The following is a 22,108-nucleotide window of genomic DNA, read 5'->3' as shown; positions in this document are numbered from 1 at the left end:
CAGCCATCAACCGCTTCATCAAAGAGCACAACGAGGATCCGCGTCCCTTCGTCTGGAAAGCCGACCCCCACGACATCATCGCCGCTGTCAGGCGCGGGCACCAAACGTTGGAATCAATCCACTAGAATAACCTCTTGCTTCGTCAGCGCCCGCGTGGCCAGTCGGGCCCGGTGGGCGCTCTGGCGCAGGCGAGATGGGAGAATGACGTCTTCGCCGTGTGATCGTCACAAGCTTGTCACAAGATTCGCGCAATCCGCCCCCAGACACAGGGCAGGATGATTCGAGTTATGACGTTCGTTTGCGTTTCACCGCGATCGCTTTTCAAGGTTTTTTCAGGGCTCCTGGCCTTTGCCACGATGCTTCTCAGCCCCGTGCGCGCCTTCGCGCAAGTGGCCGGTCAACAGGACCCTGCCGGTTCGGGCCCCATCGTCAACGCGCTCACCTGGCTGCAGGGAACCCTGCTTGGCAATGTGGCAACGGCGGTGGCCGTCATGGCGGTGGCCGCAGTGGGCTTTGGCATGCTGACGGGCCGCATGAACTGGCGCTTTGGCGCCACGGTCATCATCGGCGTCTTCGTGCTGTTCGGTGCGGGCGCGATCGTCTCGGGCATTCAGCAGGTCGCAGGCTGAGCCGCGATGGCGCTTGCCCGCTTCCCGGTTCACAGGGCGCTTACCCGGCCGCAGATGTTTGCTGGCGTGACCTTCAGCTACTTCATCATCAACGGGATGGTGACGACCGAGGTCTTCCTGCTCACCAAGAACTTTGCCGCGCTGCTCGCCTTCGCGGTGATGCACGCGATTGGCTACCTTGCCTGCCTGCGTGAACCGCGGGTCTTCGATCTCTGGCTCAAGAAAGTCAGCAAGTGCCCCCGCGTGCGCAACTGGAAGCGCTGGGGCTGCAACAGTTACGCGCCCTGAGGGGCGCTCGCGGGGGAATGACAATGGGTCGTCGCTTCAAGGACGTGCTGACGGGCTGGGCCGCCAAGGAAGCGGCGGCGGGCGACCGTCTGCCCTATGCGCAGCTTGTTGATGAGAGCGTGGTGCGCCTGCGCGATGGGTCGCTGGCGCTGGCGCTGATGGTGCCGGGGCTGGCTTTCGAGACCGCCGACACCGATGAGCTCAACGCCCATGTGGCCACGCGCGAGGTGCTGCTTCGCTCCTCGCTTGATGCGCGCTTCGTGCTCTATCACCACGTTATCCGCCGCCGTGTCGAAGTCGAACTCGACGGCCATTTCGAGGACCCGCTCGCCGCGCATATCGACGCACGCTGGCGTGAGCGGACGCGCTCGGGCGACCTCTTCGTCAACGACCAGTTCATTACCCTGGTGCGCCGTCCCGCACGCGGCAAGGCGGGCTGGGCGGATCGGCTTTCGCGCGGCATGCGTGGCAACAAGGGCAAGGATGGCTCCGGCCTCGACCTCGCCGATGTGCGCGCGCTGCGCGCGGCCGCGACCGCCATGGTTGCCTCGCTTGGCGCTTACGGCGCGCGACTTCTGGGGGACTACGAGGGTACCACGGGGACCTGTTCGGAAGTCCTCGAACTGCTGAGCGCGCTCTACAATGGTGAGATGCGGCCCGTGCGTCGTCCGGCTGTGGGCAACGACATCGGCCACATGCTGCCCTATCGCCGCATCAACTTCGGGCTCGATGCACTGGAGCTGCGCGGGGCGGATGGCCGACCTGCCTTCGGCGCCATGGTCAGCCTGAAGGAATACCCCGATGCGACTTCGCCGGGGCTGACCGATGCGCTGCTGCGCCTGCCCGCCGAGATGGTCCTTACCGAAACCTACGCCCCCTGCGATCGCCAGATCGCGCGCGAGCGCATTGATCTTGCAATCCGCCGCCTGCGTTCGGCTGACGAGGAAGCCATGGCCGAGCGGTCCGAGATGGTGTCCGCGCGCGACGCCTTGGGCACTGGCGCGGTCGGCTTTGGCGACCATCACCTCTCCGTTCTGGTGCGCGCCGACACGCTCGACGAACTCGATACGTTGAGCGCGGCCTGTGCCGCCTCGCTCGCCGATGCAGGCGCGGTTGCGGTGCGCGAGGACGCGAACCTGGAGCCTGCCTTCTGGGGGCAGTTCCCCGGGAACGAAGAGTTCCTGGTGCGCCGCGCGCTCATTTCCAGCGCCAACATGGCTTGTTTTGGCTCGCTCCATGGCTTCTCGTTGGGCCAAGCGAGTGGCAACCACTGGGGCAATGCGGTCACGCTGCTCGCGACCACCAGTTCGACCCCGTTCTTCTTCAACTTTCACCAGGGTGACCTTGGTAACTTCACCGTCATCGGACCGTCGGGTTCGGGCAAGACGGTGGTCATGAACTTCCTCGCCGCGCAGGCACAGAAGTTCGCGCCTCGCACGATCCTCTTCGACAAGGACCGCGGCGCCGAGGTCTTCCTTCGCGGCATCGGCGGCACTTACAGCCGTATCGCGGCGGGGCATCCGACCGGCTTCAACCCGCTTTCGCTTCCTGACACTGACGCCAACCGCGCGTTTCTGCGCGACTGGCTGGGCGTCCTGCTTGAGGCCAAGGGCGCGGAAGAGGTGGCGACGATTGCAAGTGCAGTCGATGCCGCCTTCCACAACGATGCCTCGCTGCGCCGTCTCGCGCACTTTCGCGAACTGCTTGCCGGCGCGCGCCGTCCCGAACCCGGCGATCTCGCCTCGCGTCTTGATGCCTGGATCGAAGGGGGCGAACACGGCTGGCTCTTCGACAACGCCGAGGACCGGCTCGATCTCGACACCCGCGTACTGGGCTTCGACATGACCGCGCTTCTGGAAAGCCCGCGCCTGCGCACGCCGGTGATGATGTACCTGTTCCACCGCATCGATGAACGTCTGGACGGCGAGCCGACCATGATCCTCATCGACGAGGGCTGGAAGGCGCTCGACGACGAAGTCTTCGCCGCGCGCATCCGCGACTGGCTCAAGACCCTGCGCAAGCGCAACGCGCTGGTCGGCTTTGCCACCCAGTCTGCGCGTGACGCGCTCGACAGCCGTATTTCGACCGCGCTGGTCGAGCAGACCGCGACCATGCTCTTCATGCCCAACTCGCGTGCGCGGCCCGAGGATTACTGCGAGGGCTTTGGGCTGTCGCTTCACGAACTGGAAGTGATCCGCACGCTGCCTGCGCACTCGCGCTGCTTCCTCATCCGCCAGAGCGACGCCTCGGTCGTTGTGCGTCTCGATCTTTCAGGAAGTCCCGAGGTGCTGACCGTCCTGTCGGGCCGTGAGAGCACCGTGCGCAAGCTCGATGCGCTGCGCGAGCGCTATGGCGACGCGCCGCGCGCCTGGTATCCCGCGCTCACCGGCCAGCCTTGGCCGGGCGACAGTGACGCCGGGGTCGCCGAGGACGCGCTGTGGATAGAGGCGGCCGAGTAGAGGACATGGCCAGCGACACCTGCCAGCGCCTGACGGAGCTCGCCTCGAATGGGGTAGCCCCCGCTTTGCGGGCGGTCGACTGCGTGGCGAACGAGATGGCCGCAGGGGCCTTTGGGCGCCTGTTCGGCAGCGATGGCGCGCTCGTGCCCGCGATCTCGATCCTGCTCGCGCTCTACATCGCGCTCTTTGCCTTCCTCCTGATCACGGGCCGGGCCTCGGTTGGCGTGTCCGCACTCATGCCGCGCATGATCACGATCGGCGTGGTGCTGCTCTTCACCAGCAGCTGGCTTGCCTACCAGGGCATGGTGTGGAGCTTTGCGCTCGCTGGACCCGACTGGATCGCGGGGCAGCTGATGGGCGCGGACGGTTCGGCTACGCAGATCTTCGCGGACCGCATTGACATCGTCTTTGGTGTCATCAACGAGATCGGCACCAATGCCGGATCAGGCAGCGGCTCCGCCGGAGAGGCTGCCAAGGACGCGGCCGATGCGGCCTCGATGATGTCGCCCGAAGGGCTGATGTGGATGGGCGCGATCCTGCTTCTGCTGGGGACCGTGGGGATTCTCCTCACCGCGCGCATTGCGCTGGGCATCCTTATCGCGCTGGGGCCACTGTTCGTGATCCTTGGGCTTTTTGGAGCAACGCGCGGGCTTACGGCGGGCTGGCTGCGCGGCATGGTGCTGACCGCCTTCACCCCGCTCTTCGTGGTCATGGGCGGAGGCATTATCCTCGAACTGCTCGTGCCCATCGTCTCCGCGCTCGTCAGCTCGGCGCAGATGGGGGAGGTCGACGGGCGCGCGGCGATGGCTTTCTTCACGGTCGCGGCGGTCCACGTCGCGCTCATGGTCATGGTGTTCAAAGTGGCCGGCACGATGGTCTCGGGCTGGCGTGTCTTCGGACGGGCAGCTGGCCGCGAAGAGCGGGGCGAATCGAGCGCTGCTGCGCCCGTACCGGTGCTACAAGCCCCGATGCTCCAGCCGCTGGGCGTCGCCACCTCGCGCACCGGGCATATGAGCGCGATGGCGGCGAGCCAAGCCGCGCAGGCCGGTCCGGGTGGCTACGGCGGGGAGAGCGGCTCGGGCCGCTCGGGTGACCGGAGCACCGTGACCACCCACGTCACCGGCGGCGGCATTGCACCCGCCAGAGCCGGACAGGACATGCGCGCGAAGGGCATTGGCAGTCGCTTTCGCAGCGCCTCGAACGACACCGGCCGCGCGCCGGTCAAGGAGAAGACACGATGACGCACGCCTTTACGCTGCGCACCACACTTTCGCGGATGATGCTGGGATCGGTTCTCGTCACAGGGCTGCTGAGCGCCCCTGTTCGCGCCGACGACCGCCTCGTTGAGCACGCCTACCGGGCCGACGAGGTCGTCACCATTCCGGGGCGCACCACAGTTCAGGCCACCATCGCCTTTGGCCGTAACGAAGCGATCGAGAACGTCGCGGTGGGGGACAGCTCGCAGTGGCAGATAACGCCCAACAAGCGCGCGGACCTGCTGTTCGTGAAGCCGCTGGAGACCAGCGCACGCACCAACATGACTGTTGTGACCAACAAGCGTACCTACTTCTTCGACCTCGTCGCAGGAGGGAAGGCCAAGCCGCTCTATATGCTGCGTTTCACGTATGCAGACGAGGAAGAGCCGGTGGAGGACACGCCGCTTTCTCGTCCCAGCGAGGCGGAGCGCCTGGCCCATCTCGATCCGGCCGAACGCGCGGTTGCCGAGGGCGATCCGCTGGCGATGCCCGCCGAGGCGTCCGCGCTCAACTTCGCCTGGGAGCGCAAGGGCGCGGCCAAGCTGCAGCCCGTGCGGGTCTACGACGATGGGCAATCGACCTACCTCGTCTGGCCCGAGCACACACCGAACCTTCCCGCCATCCTTGTCGAGAACGAGAAGGGGGATGAAGGTCCGGTCAACTACGCGGTGCGCGGCCCCACCATCGTGGTGAGCGATGTGCCCGACCGCATTATCCTGCGCCGGGGCAAGGACGTGGCCGAGCTGCTCAACACCGTTCCGCTCGGCGAACGTCCCGCATCGGCACTCGCGCAGCGTGCAGGTACAACCCCGCCGGTTTCGGCACAGTGAAAAGGGCTTGAACGATGGCGCCCCATTCCTCTTCCGTTTCCGCTCTTCACGAGCGCCGCTTCGGCGCCAACGCGACCGACCCGCGCGAGGGTGAGGGGGCCGAAGTTATCGACCTCGCCACCCGTAACGTTCTGCCTCAGGTCTCGCAGCGCAAGAAGGCCGATGGCCTGGGCCTGGTCGCGGGGATCGTTTTCGTGGCCGCGCTGGGTGGTCTTACCTTGTGGATGATGGACGGCGCGCGCAACGCCGCGCCCGAGCAAGACCTTGCCACAGCGCCTGCGCCGGTTCCCGAAGCGCCGGTAGCAACGCCCTCGGTGCGACCCGCTCCGGTACCGGTACCGGTACCGCGTCCGGCCGCTCCGCTGGCCGCACCTGCGCCTGCGCCCGTTCTCGCCAACGATCCCAACGCCCAGGCTGGCCCTCAGGGCAACCCTTATGCCAACCCGACGGTCGTCTATGATGCCAGCGCCGGCGCGGTTGGCGCGCCGGGTCCTGCCGCAGGAGAGGTCAAGGCGGGCGGCGCCCCGAACGATGAATTTGCCTCGCGCCTTGCGGGTACGAACTCGACCGCGGCCGCCGCACGCACCTTCAATCCGGCAACCACGGTGACACAGGGCACACTGATTCCGGCCGTCCTTGAAACCGCGATCGACACCGAAGTGCCTGGCTACGTACGCGCCATCGTCTCGACCGACGTGCGCAGCTTCGATGGCAAGAAGGTGCTGATCCCACGCTCCTCGCGCCTTATCGGTCAGTACAAGAGCGGGCTAACCGCCGGACAGAAGCGCGCCTACGTGATCTGGACGCGCGTGATTCGCCCCGATGGCGTTTCGGTCGACATCGGTTCGCCCGCAATTGCCTTTGGCGGTGAAACGGGCCTTCCGGGCAAGGTCAACACCCACTTCTTCGAGCGCTTCGGTTCGGCCATGCTGCTCTCGGTCGTCGACGGCCTGACGACGCTGGCAACCGGCGGTGCCTCGGTGGTCGTGGCAGGCGGTTCTTCGGCGGCGGCGCAGGCCGTCCAGGGCAGCTCGACCATCGGCCCCACGATCCGCGTGCGCCAGGGGGAACCGATCCGCGTCTTCACCGCCAAGGATCTCGACTTCGGTCCGGTGCAGTGATCGTCCACGCAACTACCAAGGCAGGATTTCGCCATGGCCCACGTTCTTTCGCTGGTGCCTGCGGCCGCGGGCGCGCCGATGTCTGAGAACATGCCCGAGGTCCAGGTGGAAGCGCCGGTTCCGCGCAGTGTCTATCTCGACGCCTATCTGGCGCCGCTGCGCCCTTGGCTCGACCGCGAGACGGTCACCGAGATCCTGGTCAACCGGCCGGGGGAGATCTGGGTGGAGGATGCCGCGCATGCGGATGGCAGCGCGGGAATGAAGTGCATCGCGCTTCCCGAAATGGACAACCGCCTGCTCCAGCGCCTCGCCGAGCAGGTGGCGCGGATCAGCCATCAGGGCATCAACCGCGAGCATCCGCTGCTTTCGGCAACGCTTCCGGCCCATGCCGGACAGTCCGGTGCGCGCATCCAGCTGGTCGGGCCGCCGGCCACGCGCAGCAACTGGGCCATGGCGATCCGCCGTCACCGCCTTTTGAATCTGCCGCTCGATGCCTATGATCGCGGTCCCATCACTCCGCCCGAGGAGGCGCCTACGCCCGATCCGATGGCGCAGCCCATCGCGTTCCTCAAGGACGCCATCCAGCGCCGCCGCACGATCCTGATTTCGGGCGGCACCTCGACCGGAAAGACCACCTTCCTCAACGCCATGCTGGCCGAGATCCCGCAGGATGAGCGTGTCGTGCTGGTTGAGGACACTGCCGAGCTGAAGCTGCCGGGCGCCAATGGTGTCGGCCTTATCGCGGTCAAGGGTGAGTTGGGGGAGGCCAAGGTCTCGGCCAACGACCTGCTTCAGGCCGCATTGCGCCTGCGTCCCGACCGCATCGTGCTCGGCGAATTGCGGGGGACCGAGACGGTCTCGTTCCTGCGCGCCATCAACACCGGCCACCCGGGGTCGTTCTCGACGGTGCACGCCAACACGCCGCGCGGAGCGCTTGAGCAGATCGCGCTGATGTCCATGCAGTCGAACATCGGCCTCACCCGCGCCGAGACGCTGGAATACGCCGCCAGTGTGATCGATATCGTCGTCCAGCTTGACCGTCAGGACGGCAAGCGCGGGATCGGCCAGATCGCCGAGAGCCGCACGCTGGTCGAGTGATGCAAAGAGAGGGCGCCCTTTCGTCTCTCGATACGGCGGGAGCGGTGCGCGATCAGTTGGTCTGGGCGCTGTAGGCCGAGCTCATCATCTCGGTGACATCGAGGTCGAAGCTCTTCTGGCGGGGTGGAAATTCCTGCAAGGTGGTCATGAACTTGGCGACCTGCTGGCCGGCCGCGCCCAGGGGCAAGGAGTGGTTTTCCTGCCATTCGTCATAGCCGCGGGCCTCGAGGAAGCGCTCGAAGGGATCGAGCTTGAGGTTGATGATGTAGGGGGTGACAAGCTGCTCCTGGACCCCGTTGAACCACTTGTCTTGGCTCTTGAACAGGAACTTCCAGTCGCCGTCGCGCAGCCTGTGCAGGGTGGTTTCGGTGAAGTAGTAGAACTCCTTGCGCTTGGCCGGTCCGCGTCCGAAGACCAGATCGGTCTGGTCGACCCCATCGAGGTGGACCTTGTAGGTCATGTTGCCGATGCGCTTGCAGCTCTTCAGTTCACTGACCAGGTTGGGCTGATATGGACGACACCGCGCTGCTGGAAGGAGGGACTGTCCTTAGGATAGTCGTACTGCTCGGGGTACTCCCCTGCGTTCAGGAGGTAGAGGATTCCCATGAACTCGTCGAAGCCGTGAGACGTGGGACGCCGCGCGCTTTTCGGTCAGTGTGAGGGGAGGGCGGTCCTTTGTGTCCATGAGCTAGTTTCCAGCCCTTGCAAGGGGGCGTCGATGCCGACGGCCGACAGCAAGGCTGACCGACAGCTGGAAAGAGGCCCATCAGAATAAACCCTGATGAGTGCAGAGAATGTACTGGAGATACCGAAAGTAAACGATCTTTTGTGTGTGGAGTAGGCGAAGCCGAGAGGCTTGGGATCAGCCCTCGGCGATCAGTTCGTTGTCCGGGCCCAGCACGCGCCAGGAGCGCCCGAGCCACTCGCCCAGCGCCTTGATGTCCTTGGCAGCTGCCGGGTTGAACAGCGGCAGGCCGCGCTCCTGCAGCGAGAGCGTGATGGTCTCGGGCGTCGCGGCAAGCTGGCTGAGATCGAGCGCGGTGTGACACCCGCCGTGGAGACGGCGGCACAGGCGGATGGCAAGGCCCCAGCCGATCGCACGATCGAGATCGGCGCGGGTCGCGAGGCGGTCGAAGGGATCGGGAATGCCCGAGAGACCCGCGTTGGCAAAGACCGTCATAGCCATCATCCCGCGCCCGCGCATGTCGAGCCCGATCCAGCGCTTGCGCAGCGCCCAGGTGGTTGCCTCCTCGGTGCGCAGGTTGGGCTCGGTGCGCATGGCTGCAAGGGCGAGAAGGGTGGAGGCCTGGCGCAGGATGCGGTCGTTCTCGCTTCCCGGACCATGCCCGTTGCTGTCCTCGCCATCGTCGCACACGGGCGCGGTCCACTTAGCCACCGCAACCGCTTCCTCGGCCGAGACCCTCACGCCAAGCGCAAAACCTGCAACGCTGGCGAGCATCGGCGGTTCGGCCTGCACGTCGGGTTCGAGCTGGGCGTAGAGCAGGCCTTCGCGAAGCCCCCAGGAGGAGAACACGACCTCGCTCGGCTGGAGGGCGATCACCAGTTCGGTGAGCAGCGCGGCCGCGTCGGGAAGGCTGGCGAGGCGCGAAGAAGAAACGCGCGGGTCCGGGTTCTCGATCCGGCCCTTGGCGAACTGGCGGGCGATACGCAGCACATCATCGGCGGGAAGCGCGAAACCGTGGGGGTCATCGACCGGCCACTTCAACTCGCGCATGGCCTGCTGGGCGAGCGCGCGCCAGGAACCGCCCACGATGTAGAGCGGCTCGCCCCGGCCGCCGTTCCAGCCGTTGGCCTTGAGCCGTTCGTGTACCACGGTGGAGAAGGCCATGGCGTCATTGCTGCGCAGGCCGGGCAGGCGCAGTGTGCCAAACGGCATGGTGATACCGCGCGGGCTGATCGTGCCGTTCTCTACCCCGATGAGTTCGAGGCTGCCCCCGCCAAGATCCGCAACAGTGCCATGCGCGCCAGGAAACGCGGCGATGACCGCATGGGCGCTGGCGCGGGCCTCTTCGTTGCCCGAAAGCAGGCGGGGCGAGAGGCCAAAACCGCGCACGGCTTCGAGGAACTGGGGACCATTGCTGGCATCGCGCGCGGCGGCCGTCGCCACGCAGTCGACATCGCGCACCTTGTGCAGGGCAAGAAGGCGCGAAAAGCGTTCCAGCGCGCCCAGCGCGGTCTTCAAGGCTTTTTCGGAAAGCGTGCCGTTGCGATCGAGATCGCGGCCGAGGCGCGCATTGACCTTTTCGTTCAGCATGACGACCGGTGCGCGCAGCGGCCCGTTGTAGATGACGAGGCGCACGGTGTTCGAACCGATGTCGATAATCGCGCGCTTTTCGCTCGAGTGGCTGATGCCGATCATGCTTTCCAGACGAATCCGAGAGGGACCTTGTTCCGACACTCTTGTGTCAGAACTTGGGCCCTATGTCAGATATTGCCCCGTCGAAGCGAGAGCTTGGGCACTTTTCGTCCACTGGCAAGCGAGGCACCGCGCCCTGAAAGCGAGGGGTTGGTCATGAAATAACGGTGCAGGTTGAAGGGCTCCTCGACCTCGCCCACGCGCTCGGAGGTGCCGTCGGGGTGGAGCAGCCAGGACTGCTCGGTGTCGATGAAGTTGGCCAGCATGACCTGGTCGAGCACCTGGTCGTGGACGGTCTTGTTGCGCATCGGGATCATGATCTCGACGCGCCGGTCGAGGTTGCGGCTCATGCCATCGGCCGAGGTGATGAGCACTTCGGCCTGGCGGCTGGGCAGATCCGCGCCGTTGGCAAAGGCCCATATGCGGCTATGTTCGAGGAAGCGGCCGATCACCGATTTGACCGAGATGTTCTCCGAGAAGCCCTCGATGCCGGGTCTGAGGCAACAGATGCCACGGATCACGAGGTCGACGTCCACCCCCGCCTGGCTGGCGGTGTAGAGGTGATCGATCAGCTCGGGATCGGTGAGCGAGTTCATCTTGGCCCAGATCGCGGCGGGCTTGCCCGCTTTTGCGTTGTCGATCTCGACATCGATCAGCTCGTAAAGTCGCGAGCGCAGCGTCATGGGTGAGATGGAGAGCAGCTCGGTCTCGTCCGGCTCGACATAGCCGGTGACGAAGTTGAAGAGCTTGCCCGCATCGCGGCCCGCCGCCGGATCGGCGGTGAAATAGGAAAGGTCGGTGTAGATGCGCGCGGTAATCGGGTGGTAGTTGCCCGTGCCGAAGTGGCAGTAGGTGCGATACCCGCCCCGGCCATTGCCCAGATCGCTTTCGCGGCGCACCACCATCGAGACCTTGCCGTGGGTCTTCCAGTCGATGAAGCCGTAGATCACCTGGACGCCCGCGCGTTCGAGCTGGCCGGCCCACAGGAGATTCTGCTCCTCGTCGAAGCGGGCCTTGATCTCCACCACCGCGGTCACTGATTTGCCCTGTTCGGCCGCCGCGATGAGCGCGGAGATGATCGCGGATTGCTTGCCGGCGCGGTAGAGCGTCTGCTTGATTGCGATCACGTCCGGATCGCGCGCGGCCTGGCGCAGGAAGTCGATCACCACCTCGAAACTCTCGTAAGGGTGGTGGATGATGATGTCCTTCTCGCGGATCGCGGCGAAGATGTCGCCGTCATGCTCCAGGACGCGTTCGGGATAGCGGGGCGAATAGGGCTCGAACTTCAGTTCCGGGCGGTCCTCGTCGCAGATTGCCGAGACGCCCGAGAAGCCGATCAGCCCCTCGGTCTTCATGATCAGGGCCTGGTCGAGACCGAGCTGGCCCCGCAGCATTTCCTCGGCGGCCGGATCGAACTTGCCCTGGAGCTGGAGCACGATGACAAGCCCGCGGCGGCGGCGCTGGATCGCCGAACGGAAGTAGCGCACGAGATCCTCGGCGTCTTCCTCGATTTCGAGGTCGGAGTCGCGCAGGATGCGGAACACGCCGTGCCCGCCCACCTTGAAGCCGGGAAAGAGGGTCCCTGCGTTGCGGCAGATAAGGTCCTCGATGGATGTCCACGCGGCCTCATCACCCGGAATGCGCACGAAGCGTGGCAGCGGCGCGGGGATCAGCACCATTTCCATGACCGGGGCGTTGTCGGCGATGCGGTTCAGTGAGAAGAGCACGCCGATCCCCTGGTTCGCGACAAAGGGGAAGGGGTGGGCCGGGTCGATCGCTTGAGGCGTGATGACCGGCATGATGTCGGTCGCGAAATAGTCCTTGAGCCATTGCTCGCGGACTGGATCGAGGGTTTCATCGCCAATGACGGCGATGCCGGCTTCAGCCATTTCGGCCTTGAGTCCGGCCCAGGTCCTCTGCTGGATCGTCTCGAGTTCGAGCACTTTCTCGTGCGTGGCGGCAAGCGCCTGTCCGGGCGTGAGCCCGTCGATAGAGGTTTCCTCGATCTGGCGGCGAACCTGCCCGGCAAGGCCCGCCACGCGGACCATCAGAAATTCGTCGATGTTGCTGCCCGAAATCGAGAGGAAGCGCAGGCGCTCGAGCAGGGGGTAGTTCATGTTCGAGGCTTCGGCGAGCACCCGCTCGTTGAATGCCAGCCAGCTCAACTCCCGGTTGAAGAAGCGCGAGGGGCAGGAGGCAAGGGCTGCAGGATCGATCATGGGAGGCGCGTCGGTTTCCGCAGGTGTGGGGGCCTGCGCACGGGCGGGCGACGTCGTATCCGTATCTCCGGTCAGCTGCATTACGGTACCTGTCGTCTCGTCCATGTGACCCTCTTCTGGTGGTCTTGCGGTGCGGCCCAGAGCGCGGATTTCGGCCCGTGGCACGTACGTGTCTTTAAAAACGCGGCCTTTGCCAGTTCTCGATGACGCTTTTGCGGCAAATGGTACACGGAAAGGCCACTGTAACGAAAACTCTTTCTAGGCCAAGTGAACAGCGTTGCAGTGCAGCAGCGTTTCGCGCACAGTCACACGCGATGATAAAAGCGGCACTGCACCACCTCACTCGCTACCGCTACTCCAAGCGGATCAAGCTCGGCCCACAGGTAATCCGGCTTCGTCCGGCACCACATTCGCGCACGCAAGTGCCGAACTATTCGCTCAAGATCAGTCCGCCTGAGCATTTCATCAACTGGCAGCAGGACCCGCACGGCAACTGGCTGGCGCGGATCGTCTTCCCCGATCCGGTCGACCATTTCCAGATTGAGGTCGATCTCCTCGCCGAGCTGGCGGTCATCAATCCCTTCGATTTCTTCGTTGAGCCCGACGCCGAGGAGTACCCGTTCCAGTACACCGATGCGATGAAGACGGACCTTGCCGCCTATTTCGACGTGGAAGAGCAGGGCCCGCTTTTCGAGGAGCTGGTCAGGCAGTACGAAGGCCACCAGGGGCGCACGGTCGACTTCCTCGTCGAGATCAACCGCCAGCTCGAACAGCGCATCGACTACGTGATCCGCATGGAGCCGGGCGTGATGACGCCCGAGGAGACGCTGGAGGCGGGGCGGGGCTCGTGCCGCGATTCGGCTTGGCTGCTTGTCCACCTGCTACGCCGTCTTGGCTTTGCGGCACGCTTTGTCTCGGGCTATTCCATCCAGCTGGTCGCCGACGTGATCCCCAAGGAAGGCCCGCAGGGTGTGCTTCAGGATGTGACCGATCTGCACGCCTGGGCCGAGGCCTTCGTGCCGGGTGCGGGGTGGATCGCGCTCGATGCGACCTCGGGTATGTTCGCGGGCGAGGGGCACATTCCCTTATGCGCCACGCCCCACTACCGTTCGGCCACGCCCATCGAGGGGCTGGCCGAACCCGCCGAAGTCGATTTCGATTTCAAGATGGACGTCAGCCGCATTGCCGAAGCGGTCCGTATCACCAAGCCTTTTACGCCGGAGCGCTGGGAGAACATGCTGGCGCTGGGCGACAAGGTCGATGCCGATCTGGTTGCAAACGGTGTCAACCTGACCATGGGCGGCGAGCCGACCTTCATTGCCGATGGCGATTTCGAAGCGGGTGAGTGGAATGGCGAGGCGGTTGGCCCAACCAAGGCGGCCTACGCCGACCAGCTGATCCGCCTCCTGCGCCACAAGTTCGCGCCCGGCTCGTTGCTCCACCACGGACAGGGTAAATGGTACCCTGGCGAGACGCTGCCGCGCTGGGGATACTCGATCTACTGGCGCAAGGACGGTGAACCGATCTGGCGCGACGATGCGCTGCTTGCGGGCGAAAAGCCGCTGGAAAAGGGCGGCAATCCCGATCCTGTGCCCTCCATCGATGTGCAGCAGGCCGCGAAGGTTCTGAAGCAGGCCGCCGCGAACCTGGGGGTCGAGCCCGAGTTCGTCCAGCCGGTCTACGAGGATTCGGGCGTGTGGATGCTGCGCGAGGACGAGCTTCCGGTGAACACTACGCCGATGGACCCGGCCATCGAGGACGAGGAACTGGCCCGCCGCTTCAAGCGCACCTACCGCCGGGGCCTCGAAAAGCCGGTCGGCTTCGTGCTCCCGATCCAGCGCTGGCAGACCAGGGTCGCGCCGATCCAGCGCCATTGGCAGAGCGAGCTGTGGCGCGTGCGCAAAGGCGTTCTGACCGCGGTGCCGGGCGACGGTTCGCTGGGCTATCGCCTGCCGCTTGGCTCGCTGCCGCACGTCCCGCCTGCCGACTATCCCTACATCCATCCGCGCGACACCGCCGAGCCGCGCGAGCCTCTGGCCGATATCCGCACGCAGGTGACCCAGCGCGGTCGCCAGATGCGCGAGGAACTGGCCAGCCAGCGCTTCGAGACCGTGCCCGAACCCGCCCAGTTCGGTCCGCAGTTGGTCGAACAGGACATCATCGAGGGCGCGGTGCGCACCGCGCTCACGGTCGAGCCGCGCGGGGATTATCTGGCGGTTTTCATTCCGCCGACCGAGTGGCTGGAGGACTACCTCGAACTCGTCGCCGCGATCGAGCAGGTGGCCGAGGACATGGGCCTGCCGGTCCGCATCGAGGGCTATCCCCCGCCACCCGACCCGCGCCTCACTGTCCTCAAGGTCACCCCCGATCCGGGCGTGATCGAGGTCAACATCCATCCCAGCGCCTCCTGGCGCGAGACGGTCGACATCACCGAGGCGCTTTACGACTGCGCGCGCGAGATCGGCCTTACCGCCGACAAGTTTATGGTCGACGGGCGCTCGATCGGCACGGGTGGGGGCAACCATATCGTGCTGGGCGGACCAAGCCTGCTCGACAGCCCGTTCATTCGCCGCCCGGACCTGCTCAAGAGCTTTGTCCTTTTCTGGCAGCGCCACCCCTCGCTCTCCTACCTGTTTTCGGGCCTCTTCATCGGGCCGACGAGCCAGGCCCCGCGTATCGACGAGGCGCGCCACGATGCCTTGTACGAACTGGAGATCGCGCTGGCGCAGGTTCCCGGCCCCGATGCCCCGCAGCCCGCGCCCTGGATGGTCGACCGCTTGTTCCGCAATCTCCTGGTCGATGTCACCGGCAACACCCACCGCACCGAGATATGCATCGACAAGATGTTCTCGCCCGATGGGCCCACGGGGCGCCTGGGCCTTGTCGAGTTCCGCGGCTTCGAGATGCCGCCAGACGGCAAGATGAGTCTGGCCCAGCAGCTGCTCCTGCGCGCGCTGACCGCTTGGTTCTGGAAGGAGCCGCAGCAAGGTGACCTCGTGCGCTGGGGCACGCAGCTCCACGACAAGTTCATGCTTGGCCACTTCGTCTGGGAGGATTTCCTCGATGTTCTCGCCGACCTTGGCCGTGCGGGGTACGAGTTCGACCCGGCCTGGTTTGAAGCGCAGCGCATGTTCCGCTTCCCCGTCCATGGCGAAGTCGAGGGTGGGGGCGTCAACCTGGAAATCAGCCACGCGCTCGAACCTTGGAACGTGCTGGGGGAAACCGGCGCCATCGGGGGGACCGTGCGCTATGTCGACAGCTCGACCGAGCGTCTGCAGGTCAAGGCCACGGGGCTGGTGAAGGGACGCCACGTCATCACCTGCAATGGGCGCCGTGTACCGATGACGATGACCGGGCCGGACGAAGGCGTGGGCGGCGTGCGCTACAAGGCATGGTGGCCAGCCGAGTGCCTGCACCCGTTGCTGGAGCCGCACACTCCGCTCACCTTCGACATCTACGACACCTGGAACGGGCGGTCGCTGGGAGGCTGCGTCTACGAGGTGGCCCATCCGGGCGGGCGCAACTACGACACCGTGCCCGTTAACGGCTACGAGGCCGAGGCACGGCGCAAGGCGCGCTTCACACCGCACGGCCATTCACCGGGGCCCATGGCACCGCCGCCCGGGGAATTGCCGGGTGAATTTCCCCATGCCCTTGATCTGAGACGACCGCCGCGTGTCCACTAGCCCCCCTTCCCGGCGGCCAGTGCGGGCGCGGGGATGGCTCGATCGCTATTCCGCAGGGCCCGAGGGCGGCGATCTCTACACCGATGCCCCGGCCTGGGTGGGGGAGCGCTGGCGCGCGGTCGCTGCTGAACTCGCTCGGCTGGGTGAAAACGATGCGGCTGCTCTGCAGGAAGCGACCAGCCGCAACGCCGCCGACCTGGGCCTCACCTTTCGCGTCACCGGCGACGAGGAAGAACGCGCTTGGCCGGTGAACGCCATGCCGCTTGTCATCGGCGCGGACGAATGGGCCAAGCTTGAACGCGGTCTCGTCCAGCGCGCCGACATGCTCGAAAAGCTGGCCGCCGACATCTACGGCGAGCAGAAGCTGGTGAAGGACGGGCATCTGCCCGCCGCCGTCATCGCTGGCAACCCCTTCTTCGTGCGCCGCATGATCGGCCATCCCCCGGCCTGCGGGCGCTTCCTGCAGGTCTATTCGGCCGAGCTGGCGCGCGGACCGCGCGGGCAATGGCGCATTCTCCAGGACCGTGTGCGGCTGGCGAGCGGGATCGGCTATACGCTGGAGAACCGCCTTGCCCTCTCGCGCACGACTGGCGATCTGCTTGCGGCAAGCCATGTGCGCCGTACCGCCGGGTTCTTTGGCGCCATGCGCGAGGGTATGGCCGCGGCCTGCGGGCGCGAGCGGCCGCGCGTTGCGCTGCTGACTCCGGGCCGCTTCAACCAGACTTACGCAGAACAGGCTCATCTTGCGCGTTATCTCGGTCTGCCGCTGGTTGAGGGGCGGGACCTCTCGGTGCTCGACAACCGCCTCTACGTCGGCACCATCGCGGGGCCCAAGCGGGTCGATGGCATCTGGCGTTGGATCAACACCGATCTGCTCGATCCGCTCGCCTTCGATGCGCGCTCCCAGATCGGCGTCGCCAATCTGTTCGAAGCCTGGAACTCGGGCGGGGTGGGTATGGTGAATGCGCCGGGCAGCGAGGTTCTGGAGTCGGCAGCCCTGGCTGCCTTCATGCCGCGCTTGTGCCGCCTCCTGATGGACGAGGATCCGCTCCTGCCCAGTATCGCGACCTGGTGGTGCGGACAAGCAAGCGAGGGCGCCACCGTGGCCCGCCGCTTCGACGACCTGGCACTGCTTCCGGCATTTGGACAACCGGTCGAAGGATTGGCGGGACGTGATCCGGTGGCCGGGGCATCGCTTACGCCGGAAGATCGCACGCTCTTCGCCGAGGCCCTGCGCCGCCGTCCCATGGACTATTGCGGGCAGGAGATCGTCCAGCTGTCCACCGCGCCCGCGATCATCGACGGCGAAATCGTGCCGCGCCCCTTCACATTGCGCGCCTTTGTCGCGCGCCGCGCGGATGGCGGCTGGACGGTCATGCCCGGTGGTTTCGCGCGCCTGTCCTCCAGCCGCGACCTCCCGACTACGATGATGGGAGCGGGTGACCTTTCCGCCGATGTCTGGGTGGTCGATGAGAAGGCGGCGGAACAGCACCAGCGCACCACGCTTCAGGGCTCCCCGCCGATTTCGCGCGGGGGCGGCATTCTTGCCAGCCAGGCAGCGGACAATCTCTACTGGTTCGGACGCTACAACCAGCGTGCCGAACTGGTGCTGCGCGTGGTCCGCTCGCTGCTGGGCAATTCGATGGAAGGAGAAAGCGGGCCAACCGGTGGTGGAGCGGTCGCGGCAAGCCTTGTCGGCCTGCTCGAATATTGGGGCGCGGCCGATGCGGGGTCGGTCGGCAAGAAGCTTGAAGATGTCTGTGCGAAGGCCCTGCTCTCGGCCAATCTGCAGGGCTCGGTCGCCACGCTTCTGAAGCGCCGAATGGACGTGGGTATGAGCTTGCGCGAGCGTTTCGCGCGCGACTTCTGGCGCATCGTCAGCCGTCCAATGCCACCTGTCACCGTCTCGCGCCCGCAGGCCATGCTTGAAAGCACGCGCTGGCTGGGCGAGCATTTCAGTGCGCTCTCGGGCCTTGTCGCGGAGAACATGGTGCGCTCCTCGGCCTGGCGGTTTCTCAAGATCGGCGAGCGGATCGAGCGCGCGCAGGCGATCTGCCGCATGGCGCACGACCTTTCCGCCTTTACGGGCGAGAGCGAGGACGTGGCAAGCGGCGTCTTGCTTGACCTTTGCGACAGTCAGATCGTCTACCGCACCCGTTACCTCATCGCGCCGATGCCCGATCCGGTGCGCGATCTGGTGCTTCTTGATCCCGACAATCCCCGTGCCCTGGCCTTCCAGATTGCCGATATCGTCACGCACCTTCAGGCGCTGCCGAGTGTGCGGGACGACAATGTGCCCGAAGCTCCCCTGCGCTCGGCCCGTGCATTGCAGGGCGAGCTTCAGGCCGCGCTGGTCGAGGACATAACCCGTGCGCGCCTGCGCACTCTGGAGGGGCGCCTGTTCGCGCTTTCGGATGCGATTTCGCAGCGCTATTTTCTCCAGTTCGACCGCGAAGGTGCCGAACGCCGTACGAGACTTCTGTGATGCGCTATGCCGTCAGCCACAAGACCACGCTGTCCTACGCAGCGCCTGTGCGCCTCGCCCAGTTCAACGTGCGCCTGCGTCCCGCGGCCTGGCCCGGGCAGAGTGTCTCTGACTATTCCCTCAACGTACACCCGCGTCCTGCCGCGATCTCCGAAGGGGAGGGCAGCTACCACGTCAACGAGGCGCGCTTCGGGCTTCAGGAACCTATTGATCGCCTCGTCATCGAGAGTCGCTTCCTGGTCGAGCGCGAGGATACCCCCTTTTTCGTTGCCGACGCTAGAGGGCCCGCACTGGTCGAGTTGCGCGAGAAGGCGATGGCGCTTCCTGACCTTTCCGCGCTGGGGCCAGCCTCCTACAGCTTCGCCTCGCCCATTGCGGTGCCCGAGCACGAGATCGCCGTCTGGGCGGGCGAACACCTCGTCGAGGGGATGCCGGTGATGGACGCGGGGCGCACGCTGATGGAAGCGCTCTACAGCGAATTCAGCTTCGATTCGCGTGCAACGGCCACCGACACGCCGCCGATCGAGGCCTTCCGCAAACGCCATGGCGTGTGCCAGGATTTCACCCACGTCATGATCATCGCGGCGCGGGCACGCGGTATCCCGGCGGCCTATGTCAGTGGCTACCTGCGTACGATCCCACCTGCAGGGAAGGCACGGTTGGTCGGTGCGGATGCCATGCACGCCTGGGTCAACCTGTGGTGCGGGGAGGAACTGGGCTGGGTGGGCTTCGATCCGACCAACAACAAACTGGCCGATGCCGACCACATCTTTATCGGCATGGGGCGTGATTATTCCGATGTTGCTCCGCTGGACGGGACGTTTCGGGGAACCTCGGAGCAGACGATGCACTTCGCCGTCGACGTTGCGCCGCTGGACTGAGCGGTACGCATCATGCCTTCCCCTGTCGAACTGACCTTTCTGGTCGGCGCACTGGCGGTGATCAACGCGCTGACGTTCCTGCTTTTCGGCTGGGACAAGCGCCAGGCTCAGTGCGGTAGGCGGCGTGTGGCCGAGGCTCGGCTGCTGCTGCTTGCTGCTCTTGGCGGCACGCCTGGCGCCTACGCCGCGCGCCGCCATTTCCGCCACAAGACCCGCAAGCAACCGTTCGTAGGCCGATTGCATGCGCTAGCTGTGTTGCAGGTCCTGGCGATTGCGGCGTTAGTCGTTTGGGTTGCAGGTTAGCGGCCCTTCGTCTTGCAGAACGGAACCCACCGTCTTCGGGCTGACTGGCATGCGCAAGGTGCGCCCGCCAGTTTTGGGGATCCCGAGGGCTATGGCCCTCGGATGTTCCTTCTAGCTTCTTCGGCTTTCATTGCGCCTTTCGTGCGGCAATCGGCTCCCCCAAGGCTCAATCGCGGGTGCCGCGCACAGGTGCGACCTCACCAGGAAAGATCCCGGCGATGGCCATGGCTGCGCCGATCCGGGTGAGGGTGTCGAGCAGGTCGCCGACCGCGTCTTCGACGACGACGAGTTCGAGTGTCTGGCGTGTCTCGCCAGCTCCGCGTTCGCGCAGGGATGTGACCAGTTCGAGCAGGATCGCCTCGTGTTCGGAGACGTGATTGCAGCCCACCGGACAGAACTGGAGGGTGTCGAGGGCCTCGCGGTTTAGGATCAGCATGAGACGGTGAAAGGGCTGAAGTGCTCCGATCAGGCGCCAGCGGGCGAAAGCGGGTGCGAGCATCTGCGCGGGGCAGTTGCGCTTGGAAATCGCGGTGACCCAACCGCGCATGGAAGCGACGAGAAAGCGGCAGCCTTCATCGAGCGTGCTGAGCGGGCGGTCGACATACTTGTACATGCGAGTCTCTCCATCGGGGCTCTGGCCGCGGGTGCGGGCTGCGGTTCAAAACGACAATCTCTCAGCGACTTGGCTAAATTTCGCGGTGATGTGAAATTAGGGCTTGTAGATGAGAATGATTATCATTAGCTATTGATACGCGGCTTGATGCTTCCGTCAAGCCCCAGGGAAACGAAGTCAGAGCCGTCCGGCTCGTGTCATGGGGCTTCGATTTTCCCATCCTGTGTCCTTGGCCGGGGCGGCTCCTTGCCTTGCCCGCCCCGGCCATTTTTTCGGCAAGGACCGCTTGCCGACAGGGCACAGCTTATCCGGCCTAGATCCTCAGGTTTTGCATCAGTTATTCACAGCTTTATGCACATTGTCTGATCACGCCAAGATATCTACGCTTTGCCCACAAACCACACGCACCAGACCAACAGTTTATACACAGCTTTATGCATAGGTAGAGGGGCGAAGGAGCGGGGCCTTGCAAGGGTCCATGGTCGCCTCGATGACTTGATCTCTCAAGTGGCAAGGCCGCGTGCGGCGGTGCGGCGGTGCGGCAGACCGTTCGCGAAACCGGGGCGTGAGAGCCCTTGGATCGAAACTCTTAGCCGCGCGCGGCGCGCACTGCGGCCCCGCCGGCAAACGGGGCAATCGCCAAGAGGACGAGGCTGGCCGCCGCGGTCAGGGCAAGGCCGCTCTCTCCGCCGATGGCAAGGCTCCCCGCGCCGAAGATCAGGATGGGGACAGCCATGGGGATGACGAGCAGGCCGGCGAGGGCGGTGCCGCCGCGCAGGCCTGCGGTCAGGGCGGCCACGGTTACGCCGAGCGCGGCCAGTCCCGGAGTTCCGGCGAGGAGCCCCAGTTCGACGATACCCAGCGTACCGGCCTCAAGCCCGAGCAGGGCGGCCGCGGGCAGGGTGGCCAGCATGAGCGGCGGCCCGAAGCTCAACCAGTGGGCAAGGACGCGCACCGCGATCACCAGTTCCTCGGAAATTCCGCGCAAGGCCCACTGGTCGAACTGTCCCTGTTCGATGTCGGGCTCTACCAGCCGGTCGAGTGGCAGGATCGCGGCGAGAAGCGCGGCCACCCAGATCACGCCGCCACCCGTGCGGGCGAGCAGGGGCGCGTCCGGCCCGACCGCGAAGGGATAGAGCATGGCAACCGAAAGGAAGAACAGGACCGGCATCAGTGCGCCGCCTCCGCGCCCGCCCAGCAGCAGGCGTGCAAGGTCGCGTTTCAGGAGGGCGAAGACTCGGCCCGTCACGGGGCGAAGTCCGCAAGGGTGAGGCGCTGGAGGCCCTCGATCCGGAAGGGTTGGTGCGAGGCGACAAGGGCAATGCCTCCGCCCGCGCAATGCTCGGCGACGATCGCTTCGGTCAGTTCGATCGCATGGACATCGAGGCCGTTGAGTGGTTCGTCCAGAAGCCAGAGCGGGGCAGCCTGGCCGATCAGGCGGGCAAGCGCTGCGCGCTTTTTCTGGCCGGTGGACAAATAGCGCACTGGGACATCCAGAAGGTCGGTGAGGCCGAGCCGGTCGCGCGTGGCTTGTGCTGCACTTTGGGAAGTGCCGTCGGTCCGCGCCCAGAAGGCAAGGGCATCGCCGAGCGCCTGCGAGGTATCGAGCGCGGAGCGTTCGTCGACGAGGCCTATAGTGCCCTCGCGCTCCACCGTGCCGGCGAAGGCCGGGGCGAGCCCGGCGACGATGCGCAGCAGGCTCGACTTGCCAATTCCATTGCTGCCCGCAACCTGCAGCGCTTCACCCGCGTTGAGGGCAAGCGACAGGCCGCGAAAAAGCACCCTGTCGCCGCGGCGACAGGCAAGGTCACGGATCGCGATCTTGGCCTCTTGCATGACGCCGTGCCCTAGTGGAAAGGCCCT

18 protein-coding genes and 1 pseudogene are annotated in these 22,108 nt (G+C 65.6%); 12 read left to right on the top strand and 7 right to left on the bottom strand.

Annotated elements, in window-relative coordinates:
• The 8 genes and pseudogenes from FMM79_RS14800 to virB11 all read left to right on the top strand — a co-directional run.
• Window positions 1-125: pseudogene (locus FMM79_RS14800) on the top strand (IS630 family transposase); the annotation flags it as partial.
• Between the two features lie 162 nt (window positions 126-287).
• Window positions 288-629, top strand: a complete 342-nt coding sequence (locus FMM79_RS14795) for a TrbC/VirB2 family protein (RefSeq protein ID WP_148628226.1) — start codon at window positions 288-290, stop codon at window positions 627-629.
• Between the two features lie 6 nt (window positions 630-635).
• Entirely contained in the window at window positions 636-917 is a 282-nt protein-coding gene (locus FMM79_RS14790) for a type IV secretion system protein VirB3 (protein WP_148628225.1), read from the top strand.
• A 23-nt stretch (window positions 918-940) separates the two neighbouring features.
• Window positions 941-3,376, top strand: coding sequence for a VirB4 family type IV secretion/conjugal transfer ATPase (locus tag FMM79_RS14785; protein WP_148628233.1), 2,436 nt, complete (start codon window positions 941-943; stop codon window positions 3,374-3,376).
• A gap of 5 nt (window positions 3,377-3,381) precedes the next feature.
• Window positions 3,382-4,617, top strand: a complete 1,236-nt coding sequence (locus FMM79_RS14780; RefSeq protein ID WP_148628224.1) for a type IV secretion system protein — start codon at window positions 3,382-3,384, stop codon at window positions 4,615-4,617.
• Window positions 4,614-5,462 (top strand): TrbG/VirB9 family P-type conjugative transfer protein, encoded by an 849-nt coding sequence (locus tag FMM79_RS14775; protein ID WP_371710924.1) that lies wholly within the window; start codon window positions 4,614-4,616, stop codon window positions 5,460-5,462. Before FMM79_RS14780 ends, FMM79_RS14775 begins: the two co-directional genes overlap by 4 nt.
• A 14-nt stretch (window positions 5,463-5,476) precedes the next feature.
• On the top strand, window positions 5,477-6,583 hold the full coding sequence (locus FMM79_RS14770) for a TrbI/VirB10 family protein (RefSeq protein WP_148628223.1): 1,107 nt from the start codon (window positions 5,477-5,479) through the stop codon (window positions 6,581-6,583).
• 33 nt (window positions 6,584-6,616) lie between these two features.
• Window positions 6,617-7,681 (top strand): P-type DNA transfer ATPase VirB11, encoded by a 1,065-nt coding sequence (gene virB11 / locus FMM79_RS14765; RefSeq protein WP_148628222.1) that lies wholly within the window; start codon window positions 6,617-6,619, stop codon window positions 7,679-7,681.
• A gap of 52 nt (window positions 7,682-7,733) precedes the next feature.
• Here virB11 and FMM79_RS14760 read toward each other — a convergent pair whose 3' ends face one another.
• The 4 genes from FMM79_RS14760 to FMM79_RS14750 form a co-directional block, all read right to left on the bottom strand.
• Window positions 7,734-8,141 carry a hypothetical protein gene (locus FMM79_RS14760; protein ID WP_148628221.1) on the bottom strand — a complete coding sequence of 136 codons (408 nt, stop codon included), beginning with the start codon at window positions 8,139-8,141 and terminating at the stop codon, window positions 7,734-7,736.
• A 23-nt stretch (window positions 8,142-8,164) separates the two neighbouring features.
• Window positions 8,165-8,287, bottom strand: coding sequence for a hypothetical protein (locus tag FMM79_RS22095; RefSeq protein ID WP_256376807.1), 123 nt, complete (start codon window positions 8,285-8,287; stop codon window positions 8,165-8,167).
• 256 nt (window positions 8,288-8,543) lie between these two features.
• A complete protein-coding gene (locus FMM79_RS14755; RefSeq protein ID WP_148628220.1) occupies window positions 8,544-10,061 on the bottom strand; it encodes a Ppx/GppA family phosphatase in 1,518 nt (505 codons plus the stop codon).
• A 65-nt stretch (window positions 10,062-10,126) separates the two neighbouring features.
• Complete coding sequence (locus tag FMM79_RS14750; RefSeq protein ID WP_148628231.1) at window positions 10,127-12,277, bottom strand: RNA degradosome polyphosphate kinase; 2,151 nt, start codon at window positions 12,275-12,277, stop codon at window positions 10,127-10,129.
• Between the two features lie 314 nt (window positions 12,278-12,591).
• On the opposite strand from FMM79_RS14750, the gene FMM79_RS14745 reads away from it, so the two are divergent.
• From FMM79_RS14745 to FMM79_RS14730, 4 genes are read left to right on the top strand one after another with little or no spacing between them, the layout of a single operon-like run.
• Window positions 12,592-15,963 (top strand): DUF2126 domain-containing protein, encoded by a 3,372-nt coding sequence (locus FMM79_RS14745; protein ID WP_148628219.1) that lies wholly within the window; start codon window positions 12,592-12,594, stop codon window positions 15,961-15,963.
• The gene (locus FMM79_RS14740; RefSeq protein WP_148628218.1) at window positions 15,953-18,448 is read left to right on the top strand and encodes a circularly permuted type 2 ATP-grasp protein; all 2,496 of its coding nucleotides are present in this window, start codon (window positions 15,953-15,955) and stop codon (window positions 18,446-18,448) included. The genes FMM79_RS14745 and FMM79_RS14740 overlap by 11 nt, the downstream gene beginning before the upstream one ends.
• A complete protein-coding gene (locus FMM79_RS14735; RefSeq protein WP_148628217.1) occupies window positions 18,448-19,329 on the top strand; it encodes a transglutaminase family protein in 882 nt (293 codons plus the stop codon). The genes FMM79_RS14740 and FMM79_RS14735 overlap by 1 nt, the downstream gene beginning before the upstream one ends.
• 12 nt (window positions 19,330-19,341) lie before the next feature.
• Window positions 19,342-19,632: a DUF1294 domain-containing protein gene (locus tag FMM79_RS14730; RefSeq protein WP_148628216.1), complete on the top strand. Its 291-nt coding sequence runs from the start codon at window positions 19,342-19,344 to the stop codon at window positions 19,630-19,632.
• Between the two features lie 166 nt (window positions 19,633-19,798).
• On the opposite strand, the gene FMM79_RS14725 is transcribed toward FMM79_RS14730, so the two are convergent.
• The 3 genes from FMM79_RS14725 to ccmA form a co-directional block, all read right to left on the bottom strand.
• Window positions 19,799-20,245, bottom strand: a complete 447-nt coding sequence (locus FMM79_RS14725; protein WP_148628215.1) for a hypothetical protein — start codon at window positions 20,243-20,245, stop codon at window positions 19,799-19,801.
• A gap of 589 nt (window positions 20,246-20,834) precedes the next feature.
• Window positions 20,835-21,494, bottom strand: a complete 660-nt coding sequence (locus tag FMM79_RS14720) for a heme exporter protein CcmB (protein ID WP_039388154.1) — start codon at window positions 21,492-21,494, stop codon at window positions 20,835-20,837.
• Window positions 21,491-22,081 carry a heme ABC exporter ATP-binding protein CcmA gene (ccmA, locus tag FMM79_RS14715; protein ID WP_148628214.1) on the bottom strand — a complete coding sequence of 197 codons (591 nt, stop codon included), beginning with the start codon at window positions 22,079-22,081 and terminating at the stop codon, window positions 21,491-21,493. Before ccmA ends, FMM79_RS14720 begins: the two co-directional genes overlap by 4 nt.
• Between the last annotated feature and the right edge of the window lie 27 nt (window positions 22,082-22,108).

It is taken from the genome of Novosphingobium sp. BW1, assembly GCF_008107685.1.
Classification (GTDB): domain Bacteria; phylum Pseudomonadota; class Alphaproteobacteria; order Sphingomonadales; family Sphingomonadaceae; genus Novosphingobium.
This window is presented reverse-complemented; position numbering and strand designations above follow the sequence as displayed.